The organism is Hymenobacter ginkgonis, assembly GCF_009755225.1.
Lineage (GTDB): Bacteria > Bacteroidota > Bacteroidia > Cytophagales > Hymenobacteraceae > Hymenobacter > Hymenobacter ginkgonis.
This window is the reverse complement of sequence record NZ_WQKZ01000002.1, coordinates 34,459-55,651: the sequence shown is the minus strand read 5'-3', so window position 1 is coordinate 55,651 and position 21,193 is coordinate 34,459. Positions and strand designations below refer to the sequence as shown.

20 protein-coding genes are annotated in these 21,193 nt (G+C 57.4%); 18 read left to right on the top strand and 2 right to left on the bottom strand.

Annotated elements, in window-relative coordinates; translation table 11 throughout:
* Positions 1-45: 45 nt before the first annotated feature.
* From GO988_RS06040 to GO988_RS06030, 3 genes are all read left to right on the top strand, one after another.
* Entirely contained in the window at positions 46-1,617 is a 1,572-nt protein-coding gene (locus GO988_RS06040) for a DHA2 family efflux MFS transporter permease subunit (protein WP_157563022.1), read from the top strand.
* A gap of 373 nt (positions 1,618-1,990) precedes the next feature.
* Positions 1,991-3,319 (top strand): OmpA family protein, encoded by a 1,329-nt coding sequence (locus GO988_RS06035; RefSeq protein ID WP_198172540.1) that lies wholly within the window; start codon positions 1,991-1,993, stop codon positions 3,317-3,319.
* 87 nt (positions 3,320-3,406) lie between these two features.
* The gene (locus GO988_RS06030; RefSeq protein ID WP_157563016.1) at positions 3,407-3,940 is read left to right on the top strand and encodes a hypothetical protein; all 534 of its coding nucleotides are present in this window, start codon (positions 3,407-3,409) and stop codon (positions 3,938-3,940) included.
* Between the two features lie 105 nt (positions 3,941-4,045).
* Here GO988_RS06030 and GO988_RS06025 read toward each other — a convergent pair whose 3' ends face one another.
* Positions 4,046-5,074 carry a hypothetical protein gene (locus GO988_RS06025; RefSeq protein ID WP_317164805.1) on the bottom strand — a complete coding sequence of 343 codons (1,029 nt, stop codon included), beginning with the start codon at positions 5,072-5,074 and terminating at the stop codon, positions 4,046-4,048.
* Between the two features lie 237 nt (positions 5,075-5,311).
* Here GO988_RS06025 and GO988_RS06020 point away from each other — a divergent pair, with 237 nt between their 5' ends.
* Positions 5,312-6,148 carry a class I SAM-dependent methyltransferase gene (locus GO988_RS06020; protein ID WP_157563013.1) on the top strand — a complete coding sequence of 279 codons (837 nt, stop codon included), beginning with the start codon at positions 5,312-5,314 and terminating at the stop codon, positions 6,146-6,148.
* Here GO988_RS06020 and GO988_RS06015 read toward each other — a convergent pair.
* Positions 6,145-6,867 (bottom strand): pyridoxine 5'-phosphate synthase, encoded by a 723-nt coding sequence (locus tag GO988_RS06015; protein ID WP_317164804.1) that lies wholly within the window; start codon positions 6,865-6,867, stop codon positions 6,145-6,147. The two genes, GO988_RS06020 and GO988_RS06015, sit on opposite strands and share 4 nt — an antisense overlap.
* A 161-nt stretch (positions 6,868-7,028) precedes the next feature.
* Between GO988_RS06015 and GO988_RS06010 the strand changes: the two genes are divergently transcribed.
* From GO988_RS06010 to GO988_RS05945, 14 genes are all read left to right on the top strand, one after another.
* On the top strand, positions 7,029-8,048 hold the full coding sequence (locus tag GO988_RS06010; RefSeq protein WP_157563010.1) for a hypothetical protein: 1,020 nt from the start codon (positions 7,029-7,031) through the stop codon (positions 8,046-8,048).
* A gap of 39 nt (positions 8,049-8,087) precedes the next feature.
* Positions 8,088-8,552 carry a GatB/YqeY domain-containing protein gene (locus GO988_RS06005; RefSeq protein ID WP_157563007.1) on the top strand — a complete coding sequence of 155 codons (465 nt, stop codon included), beginning with the start codon at positions 8,088-8,090 and terminating at the stop codon, positions 8,550-8,552.
* Positions 8,553-8,654: 102 nt separating this feature from the next.
* A complete protein-coding gene (locus GO988_RS06000; RefSeq protein ID WP_157563004.1) occupies positions 8,655-9,176 on the top strand; it encodes a CvpA family protein in 522 nt (173 codons plus the stop codon).
* Positions 9,177-9,249: 73 nt separating this feature from the next.
* A complete protein-coding gene (locus tag GO988_RS05995; RefSeq protein WP_157563000.1) occupies positions 9,250-9,846 on the top strand; it encodes an anthranilate synthase component II in 597 nt (198 codons plus the stop codon).
* A 99-nt stretch (positions 9,847-9,945) separates the two neighbouring features.
* On the top strand, positions 9,946-10,728 hold the full coding sequence (locus tag GO988_RS05990) for an alpha/beta fold hydrolase (RefSeq protein ID WP_157562997.1): 783 nt from the start codon (positions 9,946-9,948) through the stop codon (positions 10,726-10,728).
* A gap of 225 nt (positions 10,729-10,953) precedes the next feature.
* A complete protein-coding gene (locus GO988_RS05985) occupies positions 10,954-11,631 on the top strand; it encodes a CBS domain-containing protein (RefSeq protein ID WP_157562994.1) in 678 nt (225 codons plus the stop codon).
* Between the two features lie 9 nt (positions 11,632-11,640).
* Entirely contained in the window at positions 11,641-13,212 is a 1,572-nt protein-coding gene (locus tag GO988_RS05980; protein ID WP_157562991.1) for a BamA/TamA family outer membrane protein, read from the top strand.
* Between the two features lie 27 nt (positions 13,213-13,239).
* Positions 13,240-14,139: an NAD kinase gene (locus tag GO988_RS05975; protein ID WP_157562988.1), complete on the top strand. Its 900-nt coding sequence runs from the start codon at positions 13,240-13,242 to the stop codon at positions 14,137-14,139.
* Positions 14,140-14,274: 135 nt separating this feature from the next.
* Positions 14,275-15,168 carry a DUF6089 family protein gene (locus tag GO988_RS05970; RefSeq protein ID WP_157562986.1) on the top strand — a complete coding sequence of 298 codons (894 nt, stop codon included), beginning with the start codon at positions 14,275-14,277 and terminating at the stop codon, positions 15,166-15,168.
* A gap of 43 nt (positions 15,169-15,211) precedes the next feature.
* Positions 15,212-15,976: a type IX secretion system protein PorG gene (gene porG / locus GO988_RS05965; RefSeq protein WP_157562981.1), complete on the top strand. Its 765-nt coding sequence runs from the start codon at positions 15,212-15,214 to the stop codon at positions 15,974-15,976.
* Between the two features lie 177 nt (positions 15,977-16,153).
* Positions 16,154-16,900, top strand: a complete 747-nt coding sequence (locus GO988_RS05960) for an isoprenyl transferase (RefSeq protein WP_157562978.1) — start codon at positions 16,154-16,156, stop codon at positions 16,898-16,900.
* Positions 16,901-16,918: 18 nt separating this feature from the next.
* Positions 16,919-19,438: an outer membrane protein assembly factor BamA gene (bamA, locus tag GO988_RS05955; RefSeq protein WP_232341429.1), complete on the top strand. Its 2,520-nt coding sequence runs from the start codon at positions 16,919-16,921 to the stop codon at positions 19,436-19,438.
* A 139-nt stretch (positions 19,439-19,577) separates the two neighbouring features.
* Positions 19,578-20,279 (top strand): OmpH family outer membrane protein, encoded by a 702-nt coding sequence (locus GO988_RS05950; RefSeq protein WP_157562972.1) that lies wholly within the window; start codon positions 19,578-19,580, stop codon positions 20,277-20,279.
* A 59-nt stretch (positions 20,280-20,338) separates the two neighbouring features.
* Positions 20,339-20,968, top strand: a complete 630-nt coding sequence (locus GO988_RS05945) for an OmpH family outer membrane protein (protein ID WP_317164803.1) — start codon at positions 20,339-20,341, stop codon at positions 20,966-20,968.
* Positions 20,969-21,193 lie beyond the last annotated feature (225 nt).

Sequence of the window (21,193 nt, the reverse complement as noted above, 5' to 3'; positions counted from 1 at the left end):
TTATACCTCCTGCTTCATACCGCATAATTCATAACTCAAAAAGTTATGGAAACCGGATTTAGAAAGTGGATTATCGTTATAACGGTGGTTCTCTGCTGTTTGCTTGAGCTGATTGACACCAGCATCGTGAACGTGGCCCTGACCCAGATGATGGGTAACCTCTCGGCTACGCAGCAGGAAGTAAGCTGGGTAATTGCGAGCTACGGCATTGCCAACGTGATTGTGATTCCGATGACCGGCTTCTTGGCCGAGCAGTTTGGGCGCAAAAACTACTACCTGGTATCGGTGATACTTTTTACGCTGGCCTCCATGGCCTGCGGCCAGAGCACCAACCTGTGGGAGTTAGTGGCTTTCCGCTTTATCCAGGGCATTGGGGGCGGGGCGCTGATGGCTACCTCGCAAGCTATCCTCATTGATACGTTCCCGCCCAAGCAATTACCGCTGGGTCAGGCGCTGTTTGGCATGGGCGTGATTATCGGCCCCACCATCGGCCCAACCCTTGGTGGCTACATCGTGGAGAACTACGACTGGCCCTGGATTTTCTACGTGAACGTGCCAGTAGGCATCTTGGCTAGCATTTTTACCATCCTCTTTATTCGCGACCCCGAGCGCATCAAAAATGCCATTCCAAAGCCGTTGCGCGAAATCGACTGGGCTGGCGTTGGCCTGCTCATCTTGGGGGTAGGCTCGATGCAGCTGGTTCTGGAGCAGGGTGAAACGGAAGATTGGTTCGACAGCACCTACATTCTCAGCTTCACGGCGCTGGCTGTGATTGGCATCGTCGGCTTTATCTGGCGCGAACTCACGGCTAAAGCGCCAATTGTGGATTTGCGCATTCTCACGAAAAGCCGCAACTTGGCAGTGGGCGCCTTCCTATCGTTTGTGCTGGGCTTCGGGCTGTTTGCCTCGGTGTTCGTGTTCCCGATTTTCACGCAGCGCATCCTGGGCTTCACCGCCGAGCAAACGGGCTACTTGTTGCTACCAGGCGCCCTGGCCTCGGGCTTCATGATGCCTATTATTGGGCGGATGCTACAAGCCGGCGTTCCCCAGAAGCTGATGATTCCGATTGGTTTCACCATCTTCTTCTTCTTCACCTTCTGGATGGCGGCTAAGATTTCGCCTACCGCGGGCGAGAGTGACTTCTTCTGGCCGCTCATTGTGCGGGGGGTAGGGCTGGGCCTTATCTTCTTGCCCATCACTACCATGAGCCTCGCGGGCTTGCAGGGCAAAGATGCCGGCCAGGCCGCCGGCCTCACCGGCATGATTCGCCAGCTTGGGGGTTCGTTTGGAGTAGCCATTGTGGGCACGTACCTCGAGCGCACCATCCAGGCCAACCGCATAGCGTTGCTGCCGAACATTTCGCTCTACAACCCCGAGACGGCCCAGCGCATCCAGGCTTTCACGCAGGGCTTCATGGCCAAAGGCTTTCCTGCCAACCAAGCCTCGCAGCAAGCCTACGCTGCCCTCGAAGGTGTACTGATGAAGCAAGTTTCGCTCATTACTTACTCGCAGGTTTTCACCTCGTTGGGTTTGTTTTTCCTGGCTTGCCTACCCCTCATCTTGCTCGTGAAGCGTGCCAAGCGTGGCGAGGCCATCGACCTCAACGCCGCACACTAACTAGGGCTCGGCCGTTGCTGGTAGCTAGCGGCTAGCCAGCCTAAATCCCTGATTGCTTTTTTAGCAGTCAGGGATTTTTTTGTTCAATGACGACCAAGAATAATACCCTTGCTTCATTCAGCAACGAATTGCCATCATTCAACGCTACCCCTGCCAGTTTGACCTAAACGCAGCCAACGCTCGCTGGGCGGGCTGGTAATTTTGTGGGGTAAGAACAAGGGCATTGAACTCCTTGTGGCGCAATACCTACTGGGGCCTAGTTGATAGCCGCTTGCTTAAGGCAGTGGCTTTCCCAACTGCTGTCTTAGGCAGCGCAACGCCTGGCCCAGGTGGTCGGCACTCTATCTTCTGCCTAGCACAGATTATGCAATTTATGAGCTTGTTTGCTACCATCAACCAGCAATTATCGGACGCATTGCTGGCCCAATTGGCTAGCGTTTCGGGGGCAACGCCGCCACTAGTGCGTAGTTTTTGGGCGGCCGCGGTGCCTGTGTTAGTGTGGCGGCTCAGCGAGCCAACTACCGTTGACGAAGTGAATGCGCGCTGGGATATGTGCCGGCAACTGTTCGAAAGCCAAGTGCTTACTGACTCGGAAGAATTGCTGCGTACCGACTTAGGCTGGCCCGCTCGCCGACATTACCTAGCCGAAAAAATTCTCGGAGCGCCCCAAGTAGATGCTTTGGTTCGGGAAAGCAGCTCGCCCGCAGCGGCGGCGACGCTGCTGGGCTACCTAACTATTATTGCCCTAGCAGTGCTGGGTGAAAAAGCCTATACCGATGACTTAGAGCCAGTAGCCCTCGGCAACTGGCTACAGCAGCAGTCGGTGCCAGCTGCGTCCGCAACGCAGGACATAACCGCTGAGCCAGCTCTAGCGGCAGCTGGCCGCAGCAAGGCCACGGTGCTATCGGTGGTGGGAGCTGTGGGATTGGTAGGTGCCGCAGGCCTGTACTTCTTGCTAGGAACGCCCGCCAATGCTACCCAGCAACAACCAAGCGCACTGGCCGCTACAAAAACTGCCCGCGTTCCTCAACCTACCGAAATCGAAGCACCCCTTACCAAGGCGCCTGTAGCCGCCGCGCCGGCGCCAATGGTGGCGGCTGCCAAAGAGGCTAGCTCGGCTACAGTTGCCAAAGCCCTACCCCCTCACTCGGCGGCTATGGGGGCCTCACTGCCTGACACGGTAGGGAATAACCTGCTAGCCACCCAAATTGGGGGTAAATTCAGTGTGGAGCTAGGCAAATACCTGCGCGGTGAAGGCCAGCCACTTTTGCTGAAGCTTGCCGACCGTGCTACCCTTACGGTGGGCATCAACTCTACCGAAAGCCTGCTCTATAAACGGCTGGCTAACCCCCGGCTGCCCCGCCCGGCCGACATTGCCATCGACCGCCTAAGCTTCGACTCAGGCAAGGCCCGGCTTGGAGCAGAGGGCGCGCAGCAACTCGGTAATGTGGCCAGCTTGCTGAAAACCTTCCCCAAAGCTCGTTTGCTGGTGGTGGGCCACGCCACTAATATGGAGCCGCAAGCCATGGTGCTGGGGTTGCAGCGCGCCACGGCCGCTGTGGATGAGCTTGTAAAGCAGGGCGTCAGTGCCAGCCGGTTGCAGGCGCAGGGCGGGCTGGCTACCGGCCAGTCTAGCCCCCACGATTCGGCCGAGCGGCAAGCGCTGCTGCACGGCATTACCTTGAAGATAAGTACGCTGTAGGAAGGTAGGTAATGCCCCGTTGGAGAGCTTATTTTGTGGTTATTGCCGCATCCGGTTACGTAATCAGGTAGAAAAAATTAGTGTTTTATGGGACTCTTATCCTCTCTATTTCCGAAGCGCAACCGGCCCGAACCTAGCCCAGCGCCCGAGGCCCCAGCAGTGGCCGTTGCTCTTCAGGCCGATATACCGGAAGTAGCTGCTGAGGAAACAGCATCCCTGCCTACTTCCGCACCCGCAGAGCCAGACGTAACTGCGCAAACGCGCGCTCAAGCTGAAGAGCTGATTCGCAGCGTGGTGCAGGAATTGCCAGACTACCTCACGGTTGCTGTGGTAGAGCAAGTGTCGGGGCGCATTTTGGCTGGGCGCTGGGCGGGGCACAGTGGCGGAGCGGTGGAAGTGGCGCTCGCCAATGCCGAAATAGTGCGCCAAACCCAGCTAGGCATCGAGGCCCTGCAACTAGGCCTAACCGAGCAGCTGCAGGATATTCTTATCACGCTGCAACACCAGGTGCACCTGCTGCAAGTATTGCCGCAGCAGCAGTGGCTGCTGTACTTAGCTGTGCACACCCAGGATACCAATCTGGGGCTGGCGCGCGCCGTGCTGCGCAGCCACGCCGCGTAGGCACAGGTGCCCTACGGCAAGGTTTTATTGATACTAACCAGCCAAAAAAAGAAGTCTCCCCACGGTAGGGAGACTTCTTTGGGGGTTGTTAGCTAAGGAGTTCGGCTACTGGTACTGCACGTACAGCGGCTTGGGATTTAGCTCGGTTAGCACTTCTTGGGGCGTCATCAGGTGCGAACCCTTGGGCTTGATGTCGTACTCGTAAAACAGCTTGAACCCCGTGTACTGCACGGGCTGCTTCTCTACGTAGGCTTTGTACGAGTCCTTTTTGAGGGTCGGGTTGCCCCAGCCGTCCATGTCCATGATGACCTGCACGCGCGGGTCGAGCTTGATATTCTTATAATTGGTGAGCATGCCCTGCGTGAAGCGGTGCACCATCAAAATTTTGGGGGGTAGGTGGTTTTCACTCACGATGCGCGCCAAGAAATTGATGGCGTAGTTGACATCCTTGGCATCGTAGGTGCCAATTTTTTTGCCGGGCCGCACGCCCTTGGTTTGCATGGCAAACTCGGGGTCGATGCCTAGGTGAATGGTTGGGTCTTTTAAATACTCCGTCAGCTTGGGTAGCTCATGCTCTAGGTCGCTTAAGCCCACTTGCACATCCAAAAACAAGATGGCATTCTTCTGCTTAGCCCAAGCACGGGTTTCCTCAATTGTGCTTTTCGAGTTCATGAGGCGGTACTTGCCGTCGGCCCCGGCCGCGCCCTGCGCCGTAATAGTGACGCTGTGCAGCGCCGGCATCACGGGCAAGCTAGGGTCAGCGGCCTGCCACTCGGCCAGCACTTTATCAAACTTGCGCATCATCTGGTCTTTGGGCTCGCGGCCCAAAATACCCATGCCCTTCGAGCGGATATTGCCATAAAACGCCACAATGCGGTGGCCCGGCAACAGGGCGCCCGGCAGCTGACCATTTTTGCGCGCAATGCTATCGGCTTTCAGCGAATCGCGCTGCAAGGCCAGGCGCTTGATTTTTACGGTGTCGAGGGGCGCGGGCTTGGCCGCATTGCTGAGGGTGTCGCCCTGGCCAGCGCTGGTTTCGCCCTGCCCAGAACGGTTGCAGGCCATCAGGCCCAGGCCTGCTAGCAAGCTAAAGCCCAGCGCGCCGCGCCAAGCCGAAAAAATACGTGAACGCACTACGGTTGAGGTAAGTAAATGAGGGCGCAAGTTACGGCCAGGTAAGGGCCGAACAAGCTGCCTGGCTGAAGGCCACGTGAAGCTCGCTGCCGATTGGCCAACCAAGCCAGTAATTTGAAGTCAAGTACTCCCTACCCCCTGTTTCGGGAGCGGCGGCTGGCACGTAGAGCCCAATGTGGCCTTCCGTATGAGTGCGTTGTTACTTGGCTACTTTAACTTTTTTCTTTCCTACCCCTCTTGTCCTCTCGCCTCACCATTGCCCTGCGGGCTCTCGCTGCCCTGGCCCGTACGCCCGCCCTGCTTACTGAGGTGCTGGCTGCCGATGTGCCCGCATGGCGTGCCCGCGCCCTAGCCCACGCCGCCAACTGGCCGGGCCTGGGACCAAATGGGCTGCCGCTGGTGCCCTTTGCGCATTTTGTGCCGGCTACTGCGCCGGCTACAGCGCGCACGGTAGCGCCCTTTGCTTTTGGCGATGGCGGCTCGCTGCCCACCGACTTGCTGCTGCTGCGCGCCCTGGCCCGGCGGCAGCCCCATTGCCGCTACTTTGAGATTGGTACTTGGCGCGGCGAAAGCGCCGCCAACGTGGCTGCCGAAGCCGCCACCGTGCACACCCTCAACCTGAGCCCCGCCGAAATGCGCGCCCTGCATTTGCCCGAGCGCTACATTGAATTGCATGGTCATTTTTCGCGGCCACTGCCCAACGTGACGCACTTGCACGGCGATTCGGCCACGTTCGACCTAGCGGGCTTGCAAGCCAGCGCCGGGCCTTTCGACGTGGTGTTTATCGACGGTGACCACCGCTACGTGGCCGTGCGCCGCGACACGGCCCGCGTGTTTGAACACCTAGTGGGGCCCCGCACGGTAGTAGTGTGGCACGATGCTAACCGCCAGCCTGGCCACCCGCGCTGGGAAGTGCTGGCCGGGCTGCTCGACGGCCTGCCGCACGGCTTGCCCGGCCAGCTGGTGCAAGTCGGCAATACGCTGTGCGCGCTCTATGCACCCCAGCTCCTGCCGGCCCTACCCCCTAATCCGCTGGCCGACCCCGGCCACTTCGAAGTAGAAGTGCGGTTCTAGCTGTTTTTCAGCTGCCGCTTATACAGCTGCACCACGTTTTCGAGGCCCAGATACAAGGCATCGGCCACCAGCGCGTGGCCAATGCTTACTTCCTGCAAGCCCGGCAGCTCCTGCGCCAAGTAGGCGAGGTTTCCGAGGTCAAGGTCGTGGCCGGCATTAAGGCCGAGGCCTGCGGCTACGGCTGCCTTGGCAGTGTCGCGATAGGGCAGCACCGCCGCGGCCCGGTCGGTGGGGTAGTAGCGGGCGTAGGCTTCGGTGTATAGCTCGATGCGGTCGGTGCCGGTGTGGGCGGCGGCATCAATCAGGGTCGGGTTGGGGTCAAGAAAAATGCTGACGCGGGCGCCGTAGCTCTTCAATTCGGCCACCACATCGCGCAAGTAGCCTTGGTGCTTCACTACGTTCCAGCCGGCGTTGGAAGTGATGGCATTGGGCGCATCGGGCACCAGCGTTACCTGCTCGGGGCGCACCTCCCGGCACAAGGCCAGAAAATCGGGGGTAGGGTTGCCCTCCACGTTCAGCTCGGTGGTGACAATGCTCTTCAGATTGCGCACGTCGTCGTAGCGAATGTGGCGTTCGTCGGGGCGCGGGTGCACCGTAATGCCTTCAGCACCAAAGCGCTCGATGTCGCGGGCGGCTTGCAGCAGGTCGGGGCGGGCATGCAGGCCGCGCGCATTGCGCAGCGTGGCAATTTTGTTGATGTTAACGCTTAGCTTGACCACGGATTAACGGGGATTTTAACGGATTTCACGGATTTTGTAGGCGGCGCTGGCTGGTGCTAGTGCTACCGCAACGCGGCTCGACGGTGCAAGGTACCTTTGCCAGGCTGCCCCCTGTGGGCAGCCATTGCACGTGTATTTGCCCATTTATAACCACCTTCGCCATGACTAGTTCGCTGCGCTTGCCTGGGCGCCTAGGGCCGCTGTTGCTTTTTGGGTTGCTGGCTGCCTTGGTGGTAGGAGTAGAACACGTTATTGTGCACCGGGCCGAGTTTGGCCAATACCCAGCGCTGCCGCTGGGCGTGGCCGTGGACTTGCTGGTGGTCGTGCCCACGTTGTTTTATTTTTCGGTAGCACGGCCTTACCGCTTACCCCTCAGTAGTTTGGTGGGGGTAGGGGGCGCTTGTTTAGCGTTGGCTAGTTGGCTGATTCCAGCCCCGCAGCTGCAGTCGTTGCGCGTCTTGCACTTGCTGCCGCCGCTCCTCGAAGCCGTTACCCTGTGCCTGACGGCCGCCAAAGGCCGCCGGCTCGTGCGGGCCTACCGGGCGGCCTACGCCCACGAGCCACATTTCTGGCCCAGCGTGCGCGCCGCCGTGCAGTCGCTGGGAGCGGTAGGCCAACTTTTGCTCACCGAACTCAACCTACTGCGCTACGCCGGCCTGGGCTGGTGGGCCACGCCCGAAACGCCTACCCACGCCACGGCGTTCAGCGGCCACCGCGAGTCGGGCTTTGCGGCGCTGGTGGCCACGGCCACCCTTGTGCTAACGGTTGAAACGGCCTGCGTGCACCTGCTGGCCCAGCACTGGTGCCCCAGCTTGGCGCCCTGGCTGCTGTTTTTAGATATCTATGGGGTAGTGCTGCTCGTGGCGCACCTGCACGCCGTGCGGCTGCGGCCGGCGTTGCTCACGCCCACCGAGCTGCACCTCCGCATCGGGTTTGTGTGGGAGTTGGCCGTGCCCCGCACCGAGCTGGTGGCCGCCCGCATACTGCCCGAAGCGCCAGCCGCCGGCTCCGGCGTGCTCAACTTAGCGAAACTGCTGTTCGCTACCCCCAATTTACTGCTGACCTTTGCCGAGCCAGTTGTCGTAGCTGGCCCGTACGGTATGCGCCGCACGGCGCGGCACGTAGCCGTATACCTCGACCAGCCCCGGCAGTTTATTGCCGCCGTTGGGCTGTCTTCTTAACTTCTTTCACGCGCTAACCCGCCCATTTTTCCCTTCCCAATGCCGCTCAAAGAAACCATCGACGCCAATATCAAGCAGGCCATGCTGGCTAAAGACAAAGTGCGCCTCACGGCCTTGCGCTCGATTAAATCGCAAATCTTGCTGGCCGAAACCGCCGAAGGCGTCAGCGCCACTGGCCTCACCGCCGACCAGGAGCAGAAGCTCCTCATCAAGGCTGCTAAGCAGCGCCGCGACTCGGCCGCGACCTATAAAGAGCAGTTTCGCTCCGACCTCGAAGAAACCGAGTTGGCTGAGCTGGCCATCATCGAAGAGTTTTTGCCCCAGCAGTTGTCCGAAGCCGATTTGGTGGAGAAGCTTGTGGGCATCATTCAGCGCGTAGGCGCCACCGGCCCTTCCGACCTGGGCAAAGTGATGGGGGTAGCCGCCCGCGAGCTAGCCGGCCAAGCCGATGGCAAGCGTATTTCGGAGGTGGTAGGGCACTTGCTGAATAACACGAACTTCTAGTAGAATCCGTGTCAAAACGAACGTCAGGCTGAGCTGCTTCGACCAGCTCAGCCCGACGTTCTTTTATTAATCATGAATCACTAGCCAATTAACCCTTAGAGAATGACTGCCCTCGACCTGCTACTTCTGCTGCCGCTGGCCGTGGGCACCGTGAAGGGCTACCGACACGGGCTGGTGCTGGAAGTGGTGTCGCTGCTGGCCTTCGCCATCGGCGTGGTGGGTGGACTAAGCTTGCTAAGCGCCGCCATTCCGGTGGTGCGTTCTTACCTGGGCGAGTTGTTTGGGCTGCTGCCACTGGTGGCTTTTCTGCTGGTGCTGGTAGGTATTATGTGGGGCGTGCACCTGCTGGGCGGGCTGGTGAAAACGGCCGTGCACTTTACCCCCCTCGGCGTGCTCGACCACCTGCTTGGGGCTGCCGCGGGGGCCCTCAAATGGTTATTGGGCTTGAGCCTGCTGCTACACGGCACGGCCCTGGCGGGGTTGCCGCTGTTGGCGCCCAAGCTTACTGCCGGCTCGGTGGTGCTGCCCTGGGTAGTAAAAGCCACGCCTCTGGCGTTACAGCTGATGGGCTACGTGCTGCCCTTCGCCAAGCACTTGCTGGCCAGGCTAAAAGCAGCCATGTGAAGGAATAGGTAGTGCGCAATGGGTAATAGTTATTGCTCATTACCTGTTACGCACTGTTATCACTGACTGCCCCTTGAGACTTCTGCTGCTCGACAATTTCGATTCCTTCACCCACACGCTGGCTGACTACCTGCACCAACTGGGTGCCGAGGTACTGGTGCGCCGCAACGACGTGCCCTTGGCCGAACTGCGCGCCCTGGATGTGGCGGGCATCGTGCTCTCGCCGGGGCCAGGCTCGCCGGCTACTGCCGGCACACTGCTGGCCGTGATTGCCGAATATCACCAGCGCCTGCCCATGCTGGGCGTGTGCTTGGGCCAGCAGGCCCTAGGCGAGTTTTTTGGGGCGCGCCTGCGCCGCGCCGCGCGCCCCATGCACGGCAAAGTATCGGAGATAGAGTTGCTCGGCGACGACCCCTGGCTGGCCGGCCTACCTCGCCGCCAGCCCGTAACGCGCTACCACTCGTTGGCCTTGGAAACCAGCTCCCTACCCCCCACTTTGCGCCCACTGGCCCGCACCACCGACGCCGACCACGAACTAATGGCCCTGCGCCACGCCACGCTGCCGCTCTTTGGGGTGCAGTTTCACCCCGAGGCGCTCTGCACGCCGCACGGCCGGCAGTGGTTGGCAAATTGGTTGCGCTGTTGTAACATTGCGCACCCTCGTTTGTAAGTTTAATAGCAAGCTGCGGCTGGGTTTGCGGGCCACTTAATGGCCTCGCTACCCCGTCAGCCGCTAACAAACTAGTTACAAGCACTTAGTTCCCTCCTGATGATTCGCCAGCAGCAACACGGCTTTGACTACGTAGACGAAGGCCAGGGGCCCGTGCTGCTGTTGCTGCACGGCCTGTTTGGCGCCCTTAGCAATTGGGAAGAAGTCGTGGCCGAGTTCGCGCCGCATTACCGCGTCGTCATTCCGGTGCTGCCCGTCTACGACATGCCGCTGCTGCAAGCTACGGTGCCCGGCTTGGTCGCGTATGTGGAAAACTTTGTGGATAAGTTGCAGTTGCCCACCACGTTTACTTTATTAGGCAACTCGCTCGGCGGTCATATTGCCTTGGTGTACACCTTGCATAACCCCAGCCGGGTTACACAATTGATTCTCACGGGCAGCAGCGGCTTGTTTGAGGACGGCATGGGGGGCTCCTTCCCCAAGCGAGGCGATTATAATTTTGTGCGCGAGCGCGTGGGCTACACGTTTTACGACCCGGCCATTGCAACCAAGGAGCTGGTAGACGAAGTATTTGCCGTCACCAATTCCAACGCCAAGTGCCTGCGCATGATTAGCATTGCCCGCTCGGCGCAACACCACAACTTGGCCGGCGACCTGCACCGCATCAAGGTGCCGGTGCTGCTTGTCTGGGGCCTCAACGATACCATTACCCCCCCGCCAGTTGCGCACGATTTTGAGCGCCTGCTGCCCCAGGCCGAGCTGCGGTTTCTGGACCACTGCGGCCACGCGCCCATGATGGAGCGGCCAGCAGCTTTCAATTGTTGGCTGGGGCAATTTTTGCAGCGCACCGTTTCAGCGAACGCCGTAGCCACTCTAGCCTGACAGCGCGCTGGCTGGTCGAGTACCGGCTTAGTTTTTGCCTTACCTAGGCAACCTTCCTATCTTAATTCCGCTCCTACCCGTAAAGCACTAAAACGGGCATTGGGCCGGGTCGCTAATCAGTTCAGCAAAAAAACAGGTACCGTTCTTAGCTTCGCTATCAACTGGTTTTTTTGTTGTAAAATCGCTTGGTATCCTTTCATTATCTGTTAGTTAATCTGTGTCGCTATGCCAGCTCTACTTGCCGAAGATTTACTCAATCAGATGATTCCGTCCCTCAAGGGCAGCGACACCACGGCCAAAGCGGCCCGGTGGCTGGAGGAATTTCACGTCAGCCAGCTGCCCGTGCTGGCCGGCCGTCGCTACCGGGGCCTCATCACCGAAAACGACCTCGCCGACTACGAAAACCCCGATACCCAGCTCGCCGAGCTGCCGTTGCGCTATGCCGATGCGCACGTGCAGCACGACCAGCACTTCTACCGCATTATGGAGCTGGCTATCGAGAATAAAATTCAACTGGTACCCGTGCTTGATGAGCACCAGGACTATGCCGGGGTAGTAACGGTGAATGATGCCCTGGCCGCTTTTGGCCCGGTGCCCGGCCCCATCGGGCAGGGTAGCATCTTGGTATTGACGATGGAGGAGCGCGACTATTCGCTGTCGCAAATCAGCCGCTACGTGGAGGAGAACAATGCCAAAATTCTCTCGGCCCACGTTGTGGCCGACGAGCACGACCCGTATCGTATTCGCCTCACGCTGCGCCTCAACACTGACAATCTGGCTCGCATCACGGCCACGCTCGAGCGGTTTGGCTATATGGTGTCGGCGCAATTTAGCGGCACCGCCGCCGTGAGTGAGGATGAGCAAGAACGTTTCGACGGCTTACTGCGCTACCTGAGTGTCTAACTTTGCCCGGTGAAGCACCGTGTTTGGCCATCTTTCCTTCCGGCAATAAGTTGGCTGCTCTTTAGTGCGCTGCTTGGGCCGGTGGGGTTGGTGCGCGCCCAAACCACCCTACCCCCTCCTTCGGCCGATAGCCTGCGCGAGCTAAGCCAGGAGCGGCATCCACCACCGCTGGTACCCGTGGTGGCCCCCACCGATACATTGGTGCGCGTAGCTCCCTGCCCCGCCGCTGGGCCCAGGGTGCGGGTAAGTGCCGTGCTATTTGTGGGCAATAGCACCACCAAAGAACGGACCCTGCTGGCCGAGCTAGACTTTCGGGAGGGCGACTCGCTGGCCGTGGCCGAGTTGCCCGCGCGCCTCGAAGCCAACCGCCGCCGGGTCTATAATCTGCAACTGTTCCACACGGTGCTGGTGCAGGCCAGCTGCGGCGGCACGGGGCAGCTCATCGTGCTGTTTAGTTTGCAGGAGCGCTGGTATATCCTGCCTACGCCCATTTTTTCGCTCGCCGACCCTAATTTCAACCGCTGGTGGGCGCGCCCATCGTCCGAGCGCTGGCAGCGGATTGATTACGGCCTGCACCTCACCCATACCAACTTTCGGGGCCGCGCCGAGCAGGTAACGGCCAACGTCCAGCTGGGATTCAACCGTAAGTACGAGCTGTTCTATGAAGCGCCGGGCTTTGGTCGCCGGCGCCGGGTAGGGCTGGGTTTCGGCATATCGTACTACCAAAGCCGCAACCTCGACTACGTGACGTTGAGCGACCGCCCTACCCCCCTTGCCACTCCCGAGGAAGATGCTTTTCCGATTCAGCGCTTCTACGTATCGGGCGGCATCCGGCTGCGGCACACCGTACAGCTTGTGTCGGCCATCGATGTTTCATACCACCGCGAGCTTATCAGCGACCTTATCTACCAGCTAAACCCCAATTATTACCTGGGCTTGCAGCAACGCCAATACCTAGAGCTAAGCGGATTAATCACGAATAACAAGCGCAATACGTTTGCCTACCCCCTCACTGGGCAGTTTATGCAGGCCGCGCTTAGCTTCCGTCAGTTTGTGGGGGTAGGGGCACTGCCGGCCTATGCCACGGCGCGCTTGCGCTACGCCCGCTACCTCAGTCTGGGGCACAATTTTTACTACGCGCTTGGCCTGTGGGCGCAGGCCCGCCTGCTCACCGACCGCTTGGCCTACGCCGATGCCCGCTCGCTGGGCTACGAGGCTCTCGTGCGCGGCTACGATAATTACGTAGTGGAGGGGCGCCACTATGGCTTGGTGCAGCAAGGCCTCAGTTTTCGGGCGTGGGCGCCGCCACCGCTCCGCATCCCCTTCATCAACAACCCTAAAATCAACACGTTGCCGCTGGCCGTTTACCTCAATGCCTTCGCCGATGCCGGCGTGGCGAGCGGCCGCCTTGGCTACTTACCCTCCGATACCAACCAGCTGCCCGGCCAAGTGCTGGCTTCCGTGGGCCTTGGGCTGCACCTCGTCACGTACTACGACCGGGTATTCTGCTTCGAGCTAACGCGAACCACTACTGGCTATGCGCGCACTGGCTTTTTTCTGCGTTCGAGTTTCCCCATCTGATAAGCTGGAGTATATTATCTTTTTGTTATGAAATTCGCGATTTTAGGCAAGCCTTTCGACGAGGCAGTGGCGCCTTTTCTGCAAACGCTGCTCGACGAGCTGGCCGCCCGCCAGGCCGAAGTGATTATTGTCGAGTCCTTTCGGGCGTTTATGGACCAGCACCTGCGCCTACCCCCCAACACAGGCAGCTTCCAGCGCGGCGACTCACTGCGCGGTGTGCAGTATGTGCTCAGCATTGGCGGCGACGGCACCTTGCTCGATACCGTCACCTACGTAGGCGCACTGCAAATTCCAATTCTGGGCATCAATACCGGGCGGTTGGGGTTTTTGGCGCCCATCACGCCTGCCTATATCCCGCAGGCCATCGAGGCGCTTTTCAAAGGGCACTTCACTATTGAGGAGCGAAGTTTGCTACGTGTCGAAACCGACCCTGACGTTTTTGGAGAATTGAACTTTGGCCTGAATGAATTTAGTATTCTCAAGCGCGATACTTCTTCGATGATTGCGGTGCACACCTATATCGATGGCGAATATTTAAATTCTTATTGGGCCGATGGGCTAGTGGTTTCTACACCCACGGGCTCTACGGGCTACTCGCTCAGTTGCGGCGGCCCTGTAATGCTGCCGCAAACCAACAATTTCATCATTGCCCCCGTATGCCCCCACAATTTGAACGTACGCCCACTAGTTGTATCTGACCAAAGTGTAATATCCTTCGAAATTGAGGGCCGTGCTACCAGTTACCTGCTCGCGCTCGACTCACGCTCGACCCCCGTGGAGGCTACCGTCCAGATTGCCGTACGTCGCGAAACCTTCACCGCCCGCTTGGTTAAGCTCAACCATGTGAACTTTTTGAGCACCCTGCGTAATAAACTAAATTGGGGCCTTGACCGCCGCAATCCAGCAACTGTTTTAGCGTTGAAATAGGACTTAACAGGTGAAATAATTCGGCCTTAAATTTTTTTAGTTCCCTTTGCCTCTTACTTTTGTATTCGCTGAGAACCACGCTCATTAGCTTTGAGCTTCCTCCCTTTGACTTGTAAATACTCTATTCTGCACTTTATGACCAAGTTTTTCACGTATTCTACGGCCCTTCTAGCAGGGCTGGCGTTGCTGGGTTCTACCCAGCAGGCTGACGCCCAGCAGTTCAGCAAGCGCAAGCAGTATACCTCTATTGGAGTGAGCCTGAATGCCATGAATTACTTTGGCGACTTGAACCCTGCTACCAATTTTGCGTCGTTTCATGCTGGTGATACCCGCCCTAACATTGGGCTAAATATCACTCACCGCTTCTTCCCGCGCGTATCGGGGCGGTTTGCGTTAGCATATGGCCGCGTTACGGCCGACGACAATACTAATGCTAACAGCAACGATACCAACGCTCGCTATCGCTATACCCGGAATATGAATTTCCGGAATGATATTTATGAAGCATCGGCTGTAGTAGTAGTTGACCTTATCGAAAACCGCAACAACTACCTCAAGCGCCCCGACTTCGTGCCGTATCTGTTCGGTGGCGTAGCTGGTTTCCACCACAGCCCCGAAGGCAAGGACGCTAGCGGCAACTATGTTGACCTGCAAGCCCTCCGTACGGAAGGCGTTGACTACAGCAAGTTTCAGTTCTCGCTACCCTTCGGTGCCGGTGTTCGTTACCGCATCAACCGTAACTTGGACGCAGCTTTTGAAATCGGCTTCCGCAAAACCTTCACCGGCTACCTGGATGACGTGAGCAGCAACTATGCTAACCTATCCGGCTCTACTGCGGCTGCCCAATATTTTGGGGGCTACAGCGGCGGCTCGGGTGGCAAAGGCATCACCAACACCTCTACCGGCGTTGCCGCTGGTTTTGTGCCTGGTGAAAAGCGTGGCCAAGGCAAGAATGACTGGTACACCGTTACCGGCTTCTCGCTCAACTACATCCTGAACCCCAAAATCAAGAACCCCAAGTTCCGCTAACCGACTTTCGGCTGGCTGCGCTACTCACTTAACAGTCTGCCGAATGACCGTTTTCAGGTTTTCCTGCGCACTCCCTGCTGGCTTATTGCTGGTAGGGAGTGCGTTTTTTTTAGCTACCCCCGTCCTCGCTCAGCACACCAGTGAGGTGGGTATAGGGGTAGGAGCCACGAACTATAAAGGCGAAATAGCGCCTCAACTGCAGTGGAATAACAGCCGACCAGCGCTCAATATCTTTTACCGGCGCGATGTGTCAGTACCCGTTACCCTGCGGGGCGGCTTCACGGCGGGCGGCCTGCGGGCCAATGACAACAAGGTAGACGGCGTAAGCGGCGGCGTGCCTCCACTGCAGAGCTACCGGCAAACCAGTTTGCGCGGCAGCGTTTATGAGCTATCGGGGGTGGTTGAGTACAACTTCCTCGACTACCACCGCCGCCAAGACCAGCACCGCATTCACCTGACGCCCTATTTATTTGGGGGTTTGGCAGGCTATTATATCAATACCACAGTCGAAAGCCAGAATGTGCTGTTGCAGCCCGATTTCAACCGCAAGGGGGGTAAGGTTGGCATTGCGATTCCGGCCGGTGCGGGCCTGAAGCTGGCACTGAGCGAGCACATTAACCTTGGATTGGAGATGGGCGTGCGTAAAACCTTCACCGACCAGCTCGACCACCTCAGTGACCAAGACCCGCTGTATGTGAATGCGCACGACCAGGATTGGTATTATTACTCTGGCCTGAGTGTATCGTACACCTTCTACAAAATTCTTTGTCCGGCTCCTTACGACCACAATAAGCGCCTGTTGAAATAGCTTATCCTGGTGGGATAAAACAAATAATAAGCAGTAGATTGCTAAGGGGTTAAGCCAAGATACCCAGGCGCCTGGCACCTGGGCTTGGTCGAATAAGGAGGGGGTAGGGACGAGAGGGATGGGGCGCGTCTGCAACCATTTGCGTAACTTGCAGCCTCTTATACGCAAACCCCAACAATGGCCGAACGGTCCGAAATTGACCTCTCTAATATTCCTGCCCATGTCGCCGTTATTATGGATGGCAACGGGCGGTGGGCAAAGCAGCGAGGTGGCCTGCGCGTGTTCGGGCACCAAAGTGCTATCACTGCGGTGCGCGACACGGTGGAGGAGGCCGCTGAGCTAGGAGTACAATACCTGACACTGTACGCTTTCTCGACTGAAAACTGGAACCGCCCAGCGATGGAAGTGACGGCGCTGATGCAGTTGCTCGTGCATACTATTCGCAAGGAAACGCCTACCCTCCTTAAGAACAGTGTGCGGCTTCAATCCATCGGCGACGTGAACAGCTTACCCCAAAGCTGCCAGCGTGAGCTAGCCGAAGCAATTGAGCTAACTAAAGGCGGCAATCGCATGACGCTGGTGCTGGCCCTGAGCTACAGCGGCCGTTGGGACTTAACCCAAGCGGCCCAACGGTTGGCCATTGACGTGGCCGCCGGCCGGGTAGAGCCGGCCAGTGTTACCGAAGCTACCGTTAGTGGCTACCTGGCTACTGCTGGCATGCCCGACCCCGAGCTGCTTATCCGCACCAGCGGGGAGCAGCGTATTAGCAACTTTTTACTCTGGCAATTAGCTTATACTGAGCTATATATTATGCCGGTGCTGTGGCCCGATTTTCGGCGCAGCCACTTCCGCGAAGCGCTCAAAGCCTACCAGGGTAGGGAGCGCCGTTTCGGCAAAACCAGCGAGCAGCTGTCGATATCCTGATTCTTATTTATGTTGGTAATGCGCACCTACTTACGTAGCGGCTTATTCAGTTTGTTACTGCTCGCCGGAACCCTGGCAGCTACGCCGACTCATGCCCAAAATGCTCCGGGTGCTACACCTGCCGCCGATGAGCCTCGCAAATACGAGTTGGGCGGAATTACGGTAAGTGGCGCCCGCTACCTCGACCCTAATACGTTGATTGGATTGTCGGGTTTGCGCCTGGGCGATAATATCAATGTGCCGGGGGATGATATCGGCAAATCTATCCGTAAAATCTGGGCTCAGGGCATTTTGGCCGATATTTCGGTCACTATTGCGCGCACCGAAGGCAACAAGATATTCCTTGATTTTAACGTACGGGAGCGGCCACGCTTGTCTAAGTTCACCTTCGAAGGCATCAGCAAAGGTCAATCGGAAGAAATTGACAAAAAAATCAAGCTGATTCGGGGTAAGGTAGTGACCGACGCCCTATTGGCTAATACCCGCACGCAGGTACGTAAGTTCTACACCAACAAGGGCTTCCTGGATACCAAAGTGGTTATCCGGCAGGTGCCTGACTCCACGCTCTCCAACAGCGTCGCGCTAAAAATTGATGTGGACAAGGGTAGCAAAGTGCGTATCCACGATATTCAATTTGAGGGCAACAACGCGTTTAAGGACGCGAAGCTCGCCAAGCAGTTTAAGAAAACCAAAGCGCGCAAATCGTATAAATTCTTGACCCCGGGCAAGTTCCAGCGCAACGAGTTTGAGGACGATAAGAAGAAGCTAGTTGATTTCTACAACGACCAAGGCTATCGCGACGCTTCCATTATCTCCGATACTGTAGAGCGCGATGAGAAAGGCCTAATAGTGAAGTTGAAGGTAGACGAAGGCTTGAAGTACTACTTCCGGCACATTACCTGGAGCGGCAACTACCTATACGACAGCAAGACGCTGGCCTCGGTGCTTGGGATTCGGCCGGGCAGCCCATACAGCAAAGAAACGCTGGATAAACGCCTAAGCTACAACCCTACAGGTCAGGATATCACCTCGCTCTACATGAACGACGGTTACCTGTTCTTCACCATCGACCCGGTAGAAACCAAGGTGGAAGGTGATTCCATCGACATCGAAATGCGCATCACGGAAGGTGTGCAGGCGCGGGTGAAGGAGATTAATATTGCGGGCAATACTAAAACGTCGGACCACGTGCTGCGCCGCACGCTGCGCACGCTGCCGGGCGATAAATTCAACCGCGAACTGCTTATCCGTTCGCAGCGGGAAATAGCGACACTGGGTTATTTCGACCCAGAGAAAATAGGCATCAACCCCGTACCTAACCAGGCCGATGGCACTGTTGACATCAACTACACGGTGGTAGAAAAGCCTTCGGACCAGATTACGCTGTCGGGCGGTTGGGGTGGTTACGCCGGCTTTATTGGCACGGTGGGGTTAGTATTCAACAACTTCTCGCTACGCAAAGCCAAGGATTTTCACAATTGGACGCCCGTGCCAGCCGGCGACGGCCAGCGCGTAGCGCTGAACGTGCAGGCCAATGGCTTGCAGTATCAAGCTTACTCGTTCAGCTTTACGGAGCCGTGGCTGGGTGGCCGCAAGCCTAACTCTTTCTCGTTTAGCTTGAACCGAAGCGTTTCGCGCCTGGGCACCAACTTCGATGCGGCCACCGGGCAGTTCATCAAGGTGAACAGTGCTACCATTGGCCTCGGCCGCCAGCTGCGCGTGCCAGATGACTATTTCTCGCTCAGCAACTCAATTTCATACAGCCAGTATCAGCTGCAGAACTACCAGATTTTCTCGGACTTCAGCACGGGTAAGGCTAACAACTTCACGTTCAACACCACGCTCTCGCGTAATAGCATCGACAACCCGACTTACACTCGTCGCGGTTCGTCTATTAGCCTGAGCCTGAGCTTGACGCCGCCTTATTCGGCCTTCAAAGGTGCGCATCCTAACACGTACGAGTGGGTGGAGTTTCACAAATGGATGTTCGATGCGTCGTGGTTTACGCCCATCGTGGGCAAGCTGGTGCTGAACACGCGGGCGCACTTTGGCTTCATCGGCACTTACACTCCTGACCGCGTACCGGGTCCGTTTGAACGCTTTAAAATGGGTGGCGCAGGCTTGGGCTATGGTGGCGGCGGCTCGTTCTTGGTGGGCACCGATTACATCGGTCTGCGTGGCTACGACGACCCCAACGGCGCTTATGCAATACCAACGGCGCAAACTGGCGCAAGCGGCGGCGTGGCTTACAACAAGTACGTAGCCGAACTACGCTATCCCGTCAGCCTCAACCCTGCGGCTACCGTCTATATCTTGGGCTTCGCCGAAGCGGGCAATGCCTTCAACACCTCGGGCGAGTATAACCCTTATAAACTATACCGCTCGGCTGGTTTTGGCGCCCGCATTTTCATGTCGGCCTTTGGCTTGCTAGGCTTTGATTACGGCCGGGCTTTCGATACGGTGGTGCCGGCTGCAAACGTGACAACGGCGCAAGATTTCAATCACTTCCACTTCATTATCGGTCAGCAAATCCGTTAAGTGAACGTTTGGGGTAGCTCTGTGGGTTTGCAACCGGGGTAGGGAAGCTAGCTGGCTTTAGACTAAAAAAGACTGCCAATTCGTTTAGGCCAAACCCTTGCATTACGCCGTCCCTATCCCCTCTTTTTTACTTCATCGCATGGCCCACGTTGCACGTTTTCTGCTAGTACTGTTGTTTCTGGGAGCAGGAGCACTGGTGCCAGCTTGGGGGCAAAAGTTTGGGTATATAGATACCGAGTTTATCATGACTAAGCTGCCAGAGTACGCGCAGGCTCAGGTCGAGTTAAATAAGCTGTCGGACACATGGCAGAAGGAAATCGAGGCTCAGAAAAAGGACCTTGACAAACTCTACCGCACCTACCAAGCGGAGGAAGTAGTGCTGACGGAGGCCATGAAGAAGAAACGTCAGGACGAGATTCTAAAGAAAGAGCAAGAAATCAAAGCCTACGAAACCAAGCAGTTTGGTTACGAAGGCCAGTTGTTTAAGAAGCGCATCGAGCTAAACAAGCCGGTGCAGGACAAGATATTTGAGGCCGTGGAGAAAGTGGTGAAGGCCCGGAAGCTGGACTTTATGTTCGACCGCAACGGCGACCTGACCATGCTCTACGCTAATCCTACTCACGACTATACCGAGTTTGTGTTGGAAGAGCTAGGGCTGGGTACTCCCGACCGCAACCAGCCCGGCCCGAAGGGGCCCGTAAAAACCGTGCAACCCCCCAAAACGCCGACTGCCAGTGCCGACCCAGCTTTCGAGTCTGATTCGGGCACGCCCGATGATGCCGCTGCCACGCCGGGCAAAGCCAGCAAGACGCCAAAAGCGGCTAGTAAGCAAAAGCCGTAAAGAGTACCTAACTTTGCAATTGGAAACTTCCCAGAACCTTGATTTTCTTTAATAAACGCGTGAAAAAACTTCACCTGACCTTCGCCGCCGCGCTACTTGTAGCCAGTTCTTTCTTTGCTTCCAGCGCCCAGGCCCAGGCTCCCCTCAAAATTGGCTTCACCAGTGTAGAGTACGTGCTAGGCCAGATGCCCGAAAGCAAGCAGATTGAGTCTGATTTGAAAGCTTACAACACCCAGCTTGAAACGCAGCTGAAAAGCAAATATTCCGATTACCAGACCAAGCTGGATGCTTACCAAAAAGGTGCTTCCACGATGACCCCGGTTATCAAGGCTGATAAAGAAAAGGAATTGACCACGCTGCAGCAAAGCATCCAAGAGTTTCAGCAGAGTGCCCAGCAGGGCCTGCAGCAGAAGCAGCAAACGCTACTGAAGCCGGTGTTGGATAAAATTCAGAAGACCATCGACCAAGTAGCTGATGAGAATGGCTACACCTACGTGCTGAACTCGGACTCGGGTAGCAACCCTATTTTGCTGCACGGCCCGAAGGAAGGCGATATCTCGGATGTGATTCTGAAGAAAATGGGTATCACGCCGACCGCGCCTAACGCAGCGCCTACGTCGGTGCCAGCTAAAGCTCCGGCCTCTACCGTGCCGCCTGCACCCAGCAAGACCAAGACGAAAACTAAATAAGTATTGCCAGTTACTGGCCAAAAAGCCGGGGCCAATGGCCTCGGCTTTTTTCGTGCCGCTTGCGGAGTAGCGGGGCCATTAATCCGTGCTTTCAGCCAAGGGGGATAGGGCGCTGCTAACTGCTCGTTCGTTGTGAAGGGGGTAGGAAAGCTGCTGGCCTATCGCTACCCCCCGCTTATTCCCCAAAGATTTTATTACCTCACCTAAGCGGCGCCTACTCCGTTT

Bases quoted from the DNA above. Each gene is read 5' to 3' on its own strand.
- GO988_RS06040 (WP_157563022.1), top strand. From the start codon at position 46: ATGGAAACCGGATTTAGAAAGTGGATTATCGTTATAACGGTGGTTCTC.
- GO988_RS06035 (WP_198172540.1), top strand. From the start codon at position 1,991: ATGAGCTTGTTTGCTACCATCAACCAGCAATTATCGGACGCATTGCTG.
- GO988_RS06030 (WP_157563016.1), top strand. From the start codon at position 3,407: ATGGGACTCTTATCCTCTCTATTTCCGAAGCGCAACCGGCCCGAACCT.
- GO988_RS06010 (WP_157563010.1), top strand. From the start codon at position 7,029: ATGACTAGTTCGCTGCGCTTGCCTGGGCGCCTAGGGCCGCTGTTGCTT.
- GO988_RS06005 (WP_157563007.1), top strand. From the start codon at position 8,088: ATGCCGCTCAAAGAAACCATCGACGCCAATATCAAGCAGGCCATGCTG.
- GO988_RS06000 (WP_157563004.1), top strand. From the start codon at position 8,655: ATGACTGCCCTCGACCTGCTACTTCTGCTGCCGCTGGCCGTGGGCACC.
- GO988_RS05990 (WP_157562997.1), top strand. From the start codon at position 9,946: ATGATTCGCCAGCAGCAACACGGCTTTGACTACGTAGACGAAGGCCAG.
- GO988_RS05985 (WP_157562994.1), top strand. From the start codon at position 10,954: ATGCCAGCTCTACTTGCCGAAGATTTACTCAATCAGATGATTCCGTCC.
- GO988_RS05975 (WP_157562988.1), top strand. From the start codon at position 13,240: ATGAAATTCGCGATTTTAGGCAAGCCTTTCGACGAGGCAGTGGCGCCT.
- GO988_RS05970 (WP_157562986.1), top strand. From the start codon at position 14,275: ATGACCAAGTTTTTCACGTATTCTACGGCCCTTCTAGCAGGGCTGGCG.
- porG (WP_157562981.1), top strand. From the start codon at position 15,212: ATGACCGTTTTCAGGTTTTCCTGCGCACTCCCTGCTGGCTTATTGCTG.
- GO988_RS05960 (WP_157562978.1), top strand. From the start codon at position 16,154: ATGGCCGAACGGTCCGAAATTGACCTCTCTAATATTCCTGCCCATGTC.
- bamA (WP_232341429.1), top strand. From the start codon at position 16,919: ATGCGCACCTACTTACGTAGCGGCTTATTCAGTTTGTTACTGCTCGCC.
- GO988_RS05950 (WP_157562972.1), top strand. From the start codon at position 19,578: ATGGCCCACGTTGCACGTTTTCTGCTAGTACTGTTGTTTCTGGGAGCA.